Source organism: Paenibacillus sp. SC116 (assembly GCF_024733555.1).
Taxonomy (GTDB): Bacteria; Bacillota; Bacilli; order Paenibacillales; family Paenibacillaceae; genus Paenibacillus_B.
This window is the reverse complement of the sequence record NZ_JANIOF010000001.1, coordinates 1804153-1815292: the sequence shown is the minus strand read 5'-3', so window position 1 is coordinate 1815292 and position 11140 is coordinate 1804153. Positions and strand designations below refer to the sequence as shown.

The following is an 11140-nucleotide window of genomic DNA, read 5'->3' as shown; positions in this document are numbered from 1 at the left end:
AACATTATGTTCAAATTAGATCATAATGTTCAAAAAGGTAAGGAACCAGAATCAATGTGAGCATCAATGTTCAAAACCAAACAAATGAAGCCTTTTTGTTCAGGAAATGGGGTTGTCGTAAGGTGGATCGACAAGGGGACAGGCGTGTTCAGCGAACGAGGGCGTTACTAAACGAGGCATTATTGGATTTGTTAATCGAAAAGGGGTACGAAGCGGTTACGATCCAAGACTTGATTGATCGGGCGAATATTGGTCGATCTACTTTCTATTTTCATTTTGCTGATAAAGAGGAATTACTGAAAGATAACGTCGATCAGTTACAAGTGTACCTTAGAGAACAATTTGCTATGCGCGAATCAGACACATCGATCGAAGATTTCCGTTTCGGTTTCAGCTTGGCGTTGCTTCAGCATGTACAGAGTCATAAGATGATCTACAGAGCAACTATTGGGAAGCAAAGTGGAGCACAAGTACTTTACCACATGAGGCGTATGGTTACAGACCTGGCACGGGAAGAAATAGTTGGGTTGGTGTCGAGTAATAACCATGCTATGATCCCGCAAGAGGTGGCAACCGAATTCACTGTGAATACTCTAATAACACTCATCTCTTGGTGGATGGAGCAGAAGAAGCCGTGTTCCGCGAAAGAAGTGGACAAGATGTTTCATCAACTTGTACTCAGGGGCATTAACAACGGTAATTAATTTGAAAAAGGAGATCACTTTGTGCCTTTTCCCTTCCAATGGAGCGGTTAACCCCCCTTATTGTGGACACTGCACCTCTTATTTGATGTAGATCAAAGTATTGCTTTAAAATAGCCCATTTGCTCGGATATGTGTGTCTTGAATGGTGCTAGACGTTAGCTTCCTGATTAAAGAGCTGACGCTTCATCAGCGCTTCCTGCATAATTTGAACGTGATGCATAGCTTCGCAGGACAGCCTGATATGATAGGTGACAATGGCACGATCAAACACGATTGGGTAGTGAAACCAACCATGGTGGGAGAGCGCTTCGCTGGCAGCGAAGAGGTCAGGGGTTCGATCCCCCTTGGTTCCACCAACAACTAGCATAAACGGCAGAGATGCCGTTTTTTTATTTGGCAAACATACGCTTCTAATTAACTTAATGAACCTCACGAGAATATTCAACAAGCTTAGCTATCTGATTTCTAGTACTCGTCATTTGAGGAATGGTCGTTCAATAAAAAGTCCTTTTACAATCATTTTCAGTACGTTATAATACAGTCACCAGATAAATTTTACCAACAAAAAATGGAATCTTGTAATTTTAATAAAATGAATTGACGTTCGCCGCTTATCAAAAAATAGATATCGGAGGTATGGTCATGGTCAATCGCAATAGAAAGAAGATTTTCACAGCACTCAGCGCAGCCTTAGTCGTCATTACGCTGGTTACAGGCGGGATAGTTGCTGACCAAGGTAATACAGTGGTAGAGGCAGGGAAGACAAAAGGGGATAAAAAGGTTGAAGTTATTAAATAAAGCATAGACGAGATCTTCCTACTGAAGTCAACATTGTAAAAAACACAAATAGTTGGTTTATTTTCCTCAGCTCAGTTTAACTTTGCTGAGGTTTTTTTCGTTGTACAGCTCGTCGGTATGGGTTATAACCTACAATATTTACAGGTGCTCACCATCCGTTTAACAAATAGGAGACATGGTTTCTTGAATCCTAAATGGAGTTTGACGTCAGTTCAGCTGTAGCTTTACTCTCCAAACTATCAAATGATATGATGCTCTAAGGGAGATGAAGAGAATGAGCAACGAAACAGGGAATAACGAAATCAATGATGACAACAAACAAAGAACACTTTCGGAAGAGCAATGGAATGAACTCATTCATGTAGTTTGTCGTGATGGTGTTACCGCATTGAAAACTCATTACGATGAAGTGGTAGGACGTGCAGTGATCCATGAGATTTTCGGGCCTGTGTTTATCTTTACCGTGACAGATGATGCGAATGACAAATATGAATGTGGCTTTTTACTGCAAGAACTAATTAAGAAGTTCCAAGCCGATACGGATCCTTCCGTCTGGATGGCTTCATTTTTTGTCGAGATGATGAGAACGAAAGGTGGAAAGCCACTACCTACACCTCCAGCAAGTGAAGAAGAAGCTAAAGCGATTATTGAACGCCTAATCGTTGGACCATGTATGGCTTCAGTTAAAGAAGAATTTGCCCCAGAAGAGGTTTATGCCGGCTTGGAGTGGCATCAGGAGCACGGTCCAGTGTTTGAAACAGGATTCCCGTCTATAGCAGATGGAAATAATGTGTGTGCTTTTAAAATCGATTTGTTGCTCATGCATGTTCTTCTAAACCGAGATCCTGCTGAATTGCTTCTTGATGGCTTGTACAAAATTCGTGAAGAGCATGGGATTGAATAAAGAATAGAAGAACAATAGAACCCGATGTCTTTTTCAAGGACATCGGGTTTCTCTTTGTTTAACGGCGCGGATTCTTCTTATTATTTTACCAAGCTGCTAGCGGATTGTTTTTCTTTCCACATCATCGTAAAGATAAGTCCAATAAACATAATGACAGCAGCAAAGAGATACGGATAGTTGATGTTTACATCAAATAGTATACCGGCTAGCGCGGGGCCGGCGATATTGCCCAAGCTTGTATAGGTCGAGTTCATCCCAGCGACGAATCCTTGTTCCTTTTCAGCCGTTTTTGATAAATAAGTTGTTAATGCTGGTCGCAGCAAGTCAAATGCGAGAAAGATGAAGCTAGTTACTAGCAAAATGGCTAAAAAGCCTGAGATCATGGTGGATGCTACCGCCAATACGATGCCTGCGAGTAGGCATATCTGGATGAGCTTCTTTTCACCGAGTTTTTCTACCATTTTACCAAACATAAAGACCTGAACGACAACCCCGAAGATAGCACTTATTGTAATAATGGTAGCAATATCTTTTGGGGTGTAACCAAATTTATTATCGGAAAACAGACTAAATACGGTTTCGTATGCGGATAACCCAAAAGCTAGTACAAACACAATAATAAAAGCAATTAAGTATTGTGGATGAAGGGATCGTTTCAGATCAGTGACAAAGCTGGTATCTTTTTTTAGCTGACTGATTTCCAAAAGCTCTTGTTTGGTTAGTGGCTCTTTTAAAATAAAAATGGATGAAATACATGCTATTAAGGCGAAGCCAGCAGCAAAATAAAATGGGGCACGCACACCTAGCTCAGCAACAAAACCACCGATACCTGGGCCAATAATAAAACCAAGACTAATAGCGGCAGAAATATAACCCATTGCTTTGGGTCTTTCCTCTATTGAAGTAATATCTGCAACATAGGCAGTTACACCTGGCATAATAAATGCACCACTAATACCACCTAGAATTCTAGAAAAATAGAGAACAGATACGTGTGTGCCTAATCCAAAGATCACCTCTGATATACTGAAGAGGAATAAGCCGATTACGATCATTTTCTTTCTACCAAAAGTGTCAATCCACCGTCCTGCAAGGGGGGACATGAGTAATTGTGCAAACGCAAAGGCTGCCATAAGATAACCCATCGTTTGGCCTGATAGATGCATAATGTTCATAAAGGATGGCATAACAGGGACGATAAGTCCAACGCCTAGAAAAACAATGAATATATTACTTAGTAGAATGAGTAAGACTGTTTTTTGTTCTTTTAATGGTTTAATCATAAAAAATACCTCTCTTTGTAACATCATTACTGTGAAATACCTCTCCAATATACGGTCCATGAGGCATTTAGTTTATCGTTTAATCGTTGTTCGTCATGTCCATAAGCAAGTTCTAGCATAATCGAATCTACTACACCTAAGAAGGCCAGGGTAGGTAGCAATGCCATGTCTTCCTTAATAGTTTTGGCATTGATCCAATCTTGAAATTTGCTTTCTAGTACGGTTTGTATCGTTTGTTCCGAATCGGTTACTTCCTCATTAATCGCTGCTGCAAGGTGGGAAGGTGGAAAAAAAGACATACGCAGCCAAAACTTTAACTGCTCACTCTGTTGAAACATATCAATGACCAATTGCAGATATCCTAATAAATCTGCTTTGGGATTTTGGGCATCCACTGTACTCAAATATTTTAGTTTCGATGAGAGTTCTGTCTCTTTGGCATCTTGTAAAACTTGCAGAAAAAGATCATCTTTCCCTTTGAAATGAGCGTAGAGGGATTGCTTTTTCATGCCGACCTTCTCGGCAATTTGAGAAAGAGATGCGCCCTCATACCCATGAATGGTGAAAAATTTTAAAGCGACATTTTTTATCTCTTTGGCTTTCAATAGAAAATCACCTCGACATTAACGAACGTTCGTCAGTTATTTTATCAAATTTAAATTTTTTATACAATGTAAATTGCTTCTGGTGTTTAAAGTAGTGGAGTGAACCAATTTAGGATATTGCGAACTCTATTATCAGAGAGTTGAATTCTAGAGGTAATGCATGTGATAGGCGAACTGAACACCCCCTTGTCAAATTTTGCGACAAGGGGGTGTTCTCGAGCTTATTGCTATTCTAGTTCAAAGTAAATGAAAGAATTTTGGATCATTGTACGTTACGGATTTTCTTGTGGGAATTACTGCACGTAGATATGAATTAATTTGGTGACCACCAGTTGCCGGAAACGACGATTACGCTAAGTAGTCGAACAGTGTTGCCGAAGTACGATGCTTGATTTGTAGGCTGAGCAACAATATTGCTCCATAGTTTATCAAGCCATTCTTTATTGGCAGTGTTAGTATCGGTCATAGCACTGACCGCAAATGGCGCTGTAAAGGTCAGATCATAATAAGTTCCACTGTTCAAATATTTCGTGCCGTTTAGATAAAAACCGCCGCCATGGATGTTAGCAGGGTTATTTTGAGCCTCTGTGCGAATCCAATTGTTAAGTGTGGTCAAGTGGAACTTGGAACGTGTATCCCCTGTCAAAATGACGTCGGTAGCAATTCTCCATGGAATGCGTGCAGCGTTATAGTAGTAGATTCCATCTGTATCTGTGTTTTCTAAGAAAGGTGGGATTGTGGGTTTAACAGGCTCATAATATTGCCCCTTACGAATGCCGAAATCAGGCAGGAGCCCAGTGTTGGCAGCATACCCGTAGTATAAATTTTCTCTGGCAGCATGGGTTGTCGTAATGACTTGATTCCAGCGCGAGTCTCCTGTAGCCGTTTGGAATACCTTTAAATGATGAAACATAAAGTCTGATGTGCGTGTCCCAGGGCCGTATTTAACATCAGAATCTTGCGCCCAGTCACCAAGGTTTAAATGATAGTAGGTGTGGTTCACATCTTTGAGCATAATGGCATTAATGATTTTCTTCGCTTGTGCCCCGTAATTAATGCCTGTGTTATTGCCCCACTGCTTCTCTGCGAGCAGCAATGCGTAAGCAATGTCCATATCTCCGTCAGTAGCGGAGCTGCCACCATTGTTCGGATTGGTAATGATGGCTCCGTTGCGATCAACCTGCTGCCAAGCCATCAAGTCGGGGTGATTCGTACTCGGGTGATCACGATAAAAACGGTACATTCCATCAAATAATTTCTTTGCCTCAGCGTCATGACCTGCCAGATAGGCGGTCGCTATCATGCCATAGCCGTGAGCTTCAGATACGGTTACAGCGTCAAGCGGATCGTCCGTTGATTCGCCGTTTTGATTGTAGTGGACGAAATAACGACCGCTCTTATACGGGTGAGCTTTTACGTATTTGGCTTTCCATTCATTATAAAGTCTGCGAACCTCTTGATCTAATTGTGATTGAGAAACTCTTGGTTTAATAACGCCATTGGAGTAAGTTACATGCTGCGGAAATCCTCGTTGGGCAGCAGCAAATGTCTCGATATTTTCTTCAGTTACATGTTGTCCATGTACAGAATCATTTACAGATTGAGGGGATGCTGGGTTTGCAGAAGTAATGGTAGAGAACACTAGCGTCTGCATAAGTAAGGCAGAACAGAGCGTGAGAATGAACGATTTTTTCGGCTTCATAGAGGTATACTCCTTTCCAATATGCACAAATTTTTGAAAGTCTGAAGCATTTGCTCTTACAAATGGTTCATTTTTCATCACCCCCTTCATAAGTAGGTAGAGTGGTCTGGAGTCTGATAGGAATTATAAATTAGAAGAAATGTCTTTAATTATTGTGGAGTTAGCATTGTTCCTGCAAAAACAGATAAGACTCGATAGAAGTGAGGTTTAAAGTTGGGGGCGATAAATAGTTTGAATTCGTTAGGGCGCTGATTTCACAGCGGCCTTTTCACGCCCTTAGTTCCAATAGCCAAGATCGCTGTGTTCTATGTATATCTTCGCTCTACGCTTCATTTTTCCTCGAACAAATATCTTTAAACATTGACAGATTTTTGAATATTAGCAGCTAGTAACACTCGGCTGCTTGTAATTGGTGCTGGCAAAAAGAAACCCCCGCTCAACATTCGTTTGGCGGGGGCGGAAGACTCCACTAACATCCTACACAATATAACTGACCTTTGGTTATCGTCGATCCACATCCCCCTAGAAACGGAACACATACACCTGTAGCGGGGCAAAAACCAGGATTAGGCTGGCAGATTGCTTTCGTGTATGCAGGGTTCTTTTTACTGAGGGTATTAAAATAACAGACAATGCTATGATTAAGCCCTGCTACACTGTTCAATTGAAAGGATATAGGATATTTTCTGTTCACATGTTTATAGTAGAGTCCTTCCTTTGTAAAAGGAGGAGGGTACACTTTATCCGGTATCAAGGGGATAATGTCGTGGACGTTGAACACGCGGACACTGTTCTTGACGACGCTGTCGTACTTCGCGGCAAAGGTAGGGTTGCCAACACGAGGGGAGCCATACGTGTACACAATCGGTTTATGAAACTTCGTATTCACGGCAATATCCAAACCTGCTAACACAGCTAATGATCCTCCTAGGCTGTGGCCAGTAATATACAGTCGTTTGGTCGGGGACAGCTTCTTTAGCACACGAATGATATGGTTTCTTGCGGAGCTATAAATGCACGTAAAACCTCGATGAGTCTTTCCACTATTTCGAACATATGGATAGGGGACTTGAAAAATATCTTGGTCCGATTCATTGTCTTGAAACGAACCCGTACCTCTAAAAGCCATAACGATATTATGTTTCGATTCCGCAATATACCCAAACACTTCTTTTATCGGCGTTTCAACACCGCCAAGAGCTTGGATGACATAGCGCAGTGTATAACCTTTTGGTAAAAAAATCTTTTTCGCTTGAACAAGCACATACGTCTGGTAGGTTATAGCCGCGAGAAAAATGGCCGTTTTATTCGTAGTATCGTGATTCACCCCTGAGTTCCCCATAGTTGACTCCTTTCTCTTACACTAGGCAGTGAAATTAACAAGTTTTTAGCAACGGAACACACATACTTGTGTCGGGACAAAAGCCAGGATTCGTTCGACAGAGTGCTTTCGCATAAGTAGGATTCCTTTTGCTAAGATATTTGAAATAGCAGCCAATTCCATCATTTCGAGATGTACTGTTGAGTTGGAAGTAGAGCGGATATTTGCATTGTACATGTTGGTACCTCAATCCGTTCTTGGTGAATGGCGGTGGGTAAAAGGTCGCTGGGAACGTAGAATTGACGTCATGTACATTTACGACACGCACGCTGTTTTTTACGACTTTATTAAATCGGGATGCAAATACAGGATCTCCAGTTCGCAGGCTCCCGTACGTATAGACATTTGGAGTTTTAAACTTCGTATTTACTGCGATATCCAACGCAGCCAATGTCGCAACGACTCCACCATAGTTATGACCCGCAATGTACAGTTTCTTGGATGCAGGGAGCTCGTTAAGTACTCCGATGATTTTGTCCCTCGTAGATTGATACATACAAGTCAATCCACGCATAGTATTTCCTGCATGTTTGACATATGGATAGGGCACTTGAAGTACGTCATATCCTGCAAGTAGGTCGGCTGGGTAAGCGGCATACCCTCTAAAGGAAATAATGATTTTTTGCTTAGATTCTGCTATAAAGCCGAATATTTCTTCTTTAGGATTTTCTACATTGGCAAATACGCGAATAATGGAGCGAAGTTTAAAGCCTTTTGGCAGGACAAGTTTGTTGGTAAGAAATAATAGATAGGCTTGATAGCTCATGGCCGCCAGAAAAATCGCATTTTTATTAATCGTAGTTTTGGTTCCCGAAGCATCCATTTACTTGTTCCCCCTATACATTAGGGCTAATATGCATACGGGATATGATATGAATGACTATTTATAAGTGCTCTAGGCTTTCATCTATATATCAAGCTAAGCAGCCATTTAATCCGGTAGTTAGGAGCTAGCGCTGTCTAGTCTCTAGTCAACATGAAATAATACGCACAAGTGGAAAAGCCCTCATTTTTATAAAATGGGGGCTTCGCTTAGCGTTACTTAAACCAAGCGCGATGAAGAGAATGAACTCCCTCTCTGATATCCTCGTTGCTCAAACCGCCAAAACCGATCTGTACCATAGATCTTTCAGCTTGAGCTGGTTGCGCCCAAAAAGGAGAGACAGGATAGACTTTGACGCCTTCTTCCTCCGCTGCTTGAATCAGCTCCAGCTCGTCCATGCCATTATGTACACGTAATAAAATATGAAGTCCTGCATCCTGACCGATTATTGTTGCTTGTGTACCCATCAACTTTTGGATCGTAGTAATCAGCGTAACTTGTTTTTGTCGATATATTTTACGCATTTTGCGAATATGGGCTTCCCAATGCCCATTGCTCATAAACAACTCTAGTGTTTTCTGTTGAATCTGAGACACGGTTTGGTCATATAACCGGTAGTCTTGCTTATAATGAAGCTCTAGCAAGGCCGGGGGTAGAACCATGTAGGCGGTACGTAAAGAAGGAAGAAGGCATTTAGAGAAGGTTCCCAAATAGACCGTTCGCTGATGAGTGTCCATGCCCTGCAGGGAAGGTATAGGTTTACCTACATATCTGAACTCACTGTCGTAATCGTCCTCGATAATGATGCCATTTTGATCCGCTGCCCATTTCAGCAACTGCATTCTCTTGGCGAAAGGCATGACCATCCCATAGGGAAACTGATGGGATGGTGTTATGTATACGACTCGTGATTTGCTTTCATATAGTTTATGGATATTAAGTCCATCTTCATCCAACGGAATAGGGTGGATGTGTAAACCGTGATGTTGAAAAATGGTTCGAACCCCGTCATAGCCAGGCTCTTCCATCGCTATGCCGTTGTCAGTAGCTCCAAGTAATCCGGTTAATATGCCGAGCAAGTACTGAACGCCAGAACCAATGATGATCTGATCGTGGGAAGCATTTACTCCTCTAGAGCTGTGCACATATTTAGCAATTTCAATTCGAAGCCCAGGTTCTCCGAGAGGATCGCCATAAGAAAACAACATTTGTTGATTCTGCTGCAAGCTTTGATTGGATAACTTGCGCCAAGTGGAAAATGGAAAATGCTCAGCATCCACATCACCATAACGAAAATCGTATTGGATCGCAGGTCTGTCTTGTATAGGGTTTTCCAACCATTTCGTACTACTTGAATAGGATGAGGGCAACGTTTCAAGTACCAGATCAATAACATATAAGCCGCTTCTCGGTCTGCTGAGAACATAACCTTCTGCTATTAACTGCTGATAGGCCAAATCCACTGTATTTCGGCTAATATAGAGATGGGAAGATAACGCACGAATGGAAGGCAGACGTGTCTGAGCAGCTAGCTTTCCGCTCATGATTTCTTTCTTTATATATTGATAAAGTTGAGTGTATAAAGGCGCTTCGGACTTTTCATTTAGCAAAATTGTCAAATCGATCATACGTATCCTCCTCAAGTGGACAAACTGACCCCATAATATAGTTGAGAGTTGTCACTACTTGTAGGGGCAGTTGGCTATTACAATTATAGCAGTTTCAGGCGAATGAAGGCACAATAACAGAGGACTGGAACACTTACATTTGGGGAGGCGATCCAATTGGAGCAACAAATAAAGTCTAGTGAACAAACAGATAGAAATACGTCAACGGCCAGCACTGGTGGGAGAAGCTTTCATGAGCATCCTGGTTTCCGGCGCATGTTTGCCCCTGATCAATTAACAATCGGTATATTTTTACCGCTCACGTTCTATAGAGGGCAAATGGATGTGCTACAGGGCCAAGCTGACTTAGTAGAAAAGATCGATCAGTCGAATTTTGCATCCGTTTGGGTTCGGGATGTGCCTCTATTCGATCCTAGTTTTGGAGATGCAGGACAGGTGTTTGATCCCTTTGTCTATTTAGCCTATCTTGCTGCTAGGACGAAAAATGTGTCCTTAGTAACCGGAAGTGCGATCTTTACACTTCGCCATCCGATCGATTTGGCGAAGGCTGCGTCATCTATTGATGTGCTGTCAGGTGGACGACTTGTGTTAGGGATAGCCTCTGGAGACCGACCTGTAGAGTTCCCAGCGTATGGACTAGATGCGGATCAGCGTGAAGTGCGTTTCCGAGAGACAGTGGAGTATTTCCGCGAACTTATTCATCAGCAAAGTCCCGCAATTCAATCTTCGCTTGGGCATTTGAAAGGAGTAGAGCTGCTCCCTAAGCCTGCGGCAGGTGGTATTCCACTTATTGTCACTGGTTCAAGTCGGCAATCTTTGGATTGGATTGCAGAGCATAGTGACGGCTGGCTTACTTATCCACAAGCGACGGCAAATGCTAGTGGTCCCCAGATGCTTGCACAGAAGATCCATGCTTGGCGCGAAAAAATTCCTGGCGGGACGTTTAAGCCACATATGACCAACGAATGGATTGATCTGGTGGAAGATGTTCATTATCCTCGAACACCGCTTCGCGGAGGATACGTCTTGCGCACTGGGCGATTAGGCTTGATTCAGCTTTTGGAAGAATGGCGAACAGCGGGCGTCAATCATGCTGCGCTTGGCATCCAATTTTCAAGTCGGCCACCTGCAGAGGTGATTCAGGAACTGGCTGAGGAAGTGCTGCCGCACTTTCCGACGCATGCTGGTCCGAGTCCGCTGTTTACTAGGTGGTAAAGTGTGGGTTCAGTCGTAACCGATACACATTGGGCAACGACTACATATATATTTCTGTTTAGAATTATTCTGGTGATTATAATGGTTACCGATCGAT

At 42.4% G+C, this 11140-nt stretch carries 11 protein-coding genes; 4 read left to right on the top strand and 7 right to left on the bottom strand.

What is annotated here, in order from left to right:
• The first annotated feature begins 122 nt into the window (after positions 1 to 122).
• A complete protein-coding gene (locus NQ117_RS07950) occupies positions 123 to 704 on the top strand; it encodes a TetR/AcrR family transcriptional regulator (RefSeq protein ID WP_258277435.1) in 582 nt (193 codons plus the stop codon).
• A gap of 148 nt (positions 705 to 852) precedes the next feature.
• On the opposite strand, the gene NQ117_RS07945 is transcribed toward NQ117_RS07950, so the two are convergent.
• The gene (locus NQ117_RS07945) at positions 853 to 1137 is read right to left on the bottom strand and encodes a hypothetical protein (RefSeq protein ID WP_258277434.1); all 285 of its coding nucleotides are present in this window, start codon (positions 1135 to 1137) and stop codon (positions 853 to 855) included.
• A 209-nt stretch (positions 1138 to 1346) separates the two neighbouring features.
• Between NQ117_RS07945 and NQ117_RS07940 the strand changes: the two genes are divergently transcribed.
• Together NQ117_RS07940 and NQ117_RS07935 are read left to right on the top strand one after the other, a co-directional pair.
• Positions 1347 to 1502 (top strand): hypothetical protein, encoded by a 156-nt coding sequence (locus tag NQ117_RS07940; RefSeq protein ID WP_258277433.1) that lies wholly within the window; start codon positions 1347 to 1349, stop codon positions 1500 to 1502.
• Between the two features lie 274 nt (positions 1503 to 1776).
• A complete protein-coding gene (locus NQ117_RS07935) occupies positions 1777 to 2406 on the top strand; it encodes a hypothetical protein (protein ID WP_258277432.1) in 630 nt (209 codons plus the stop codon).
• An 80-nt stretch (positions 2407 to 2486) separates the two neighbouring features.
• On the opposite strand, the gene NQ117_RS07930 is transcribed toward NQ117_RS07935, so the two are convergent.
• The 6 genes from NQ117_RS07930 to pdxR all read right to left on the bottom strand — a co-directional run bounded on the left by NQ117_RS07930 (position 2487) and on the right by pdxR (position 9828).
• A complete protein-coding gene (locus NQ117_RS07930) occupies positions 2487 to 3689 on the bottom strand; it encodes an MFS transporter (RefSeq protein WP_258277431.1) in 1203 nt (400 codons plus the stop codon).
• A 26-nt stretch (positions 3690 to 3715) separates the two neighbouring features.
• Entirely contained in the window at positions 3716 to 4294 is a 579-nt protein-coding gene (locus NQ117_RS07925) for a TetR/AcrR family transcriptional regulator (protein WP_258277430.1), read from the bottom strand.
• Between the two features lie 313 nt (positions 4295 to 4607).
• Positions 4608 to 5996: a family 8 glycosyl hydrolase gene (locus NQ117_RS07920; protein ID WP_258277429.1), complete on the bottom strand. Its 1389-nt coding sequence runs from the start codon at positions 5994 to 5996 to the stop codon at positions 4608 to 4610.
• Between the two features lie 469 nt (positions 5997 to 6465).
• A complete protein-coding gene (locus NQ117_RS07915) occupies positions 6466 to 7338 on the bottom strand; it encodes a lipase family protein (protein ID WP_258277428.1) in 873 nt (290 codons plus the stop codon).
• 34 nt (positions 7339 to 7372) lie between these two features.
• A complete protein-coding gene (locus tag NQ117_RS07910; RefSeq protein WP_258277427.1) occupies positions 7373 to 8200 on the bottom strand; it encodes a lipase family protein in 828 nt (275 codons plus the stop codon).
• A 215-nt stretch (positions 8201 to 8415) separates the two neighbouring features.
• A complete protein-coding gene (gene pdxR, locus NQ117_RS07905) occupies positions 8416 to 9828 on the bottom strand; it encodes a MocR-like pyridoxine biosynthesis transcription factor PdxR (protein WP_258277426.1) in 1413 nt (470 codons plus the stop codon).
• Between the two features lie 156 nt (positions 9829 to 9984).
• Here pdxR and NQ117_RS07900 point away from each other — a divergent pair, with 156 nt between their 5' ends.
• Complete coding sequence (locus NQ117_RS07900; protein ID WP_258277425.1) at positions 9985 to 11043, top strand: LLM class oxidoreductase; 1059 nt, start codon at positions 9985 to 9987, stop codon at positions 11041 to 11043.
• Positions 11044 to 11140 lie beyond the last annotated feature (97 nt).

Coding starts and splice junctions, on each gene's coding strand:
- NQ117_RS07940 (WP_258277433.1), top strand. CDS start 1,347: ATGGTCAATCGCAATAGAAAGAAGATTTTCACAGCACTCAGCGCAGCC.
- NQ117_RS07935 (WP_258277432.1), top strand. CDS start 1,777: ATGAGCAACGAAACAGGGAATAACGAAATCAATGATGACAACAAACAA.
- NQ117_RS07930 (WP_258277431.1), bottom strand. CDS start 3,689: ATGATTAAACCATTAAAAGAACAAAAAACAGTCTTACTCATTCTACTA.
- NQ117_RS07920 (WP_258277429.1), bottom strand. CDS start 5,996: ATGAAGCCGAAAAAATCGTTCATTCTCACGCTCTGTTCTGCCTTACTT.
- NQ117_RS07915 (WP_258277428.1), bottom strand. CDS start 7,338: ATGGGGAACTCAGGGGTGAATCACGATACTACGAATAAAACGGCCATT.
- NQ117_RS07910 (WP_258277427.1), bottom strand. CDS start 8,200: ATGGATGCTTCGGGAACCAAAACTACGATTAATAAAAATGCGATTTTT.
- pdxR (WP_258277426.1), bottom strand. CDS start 9,828: ATGATCGATTTGACAATTTTGCTAAATGAAAAGTCCGAAGCGCCTTTA.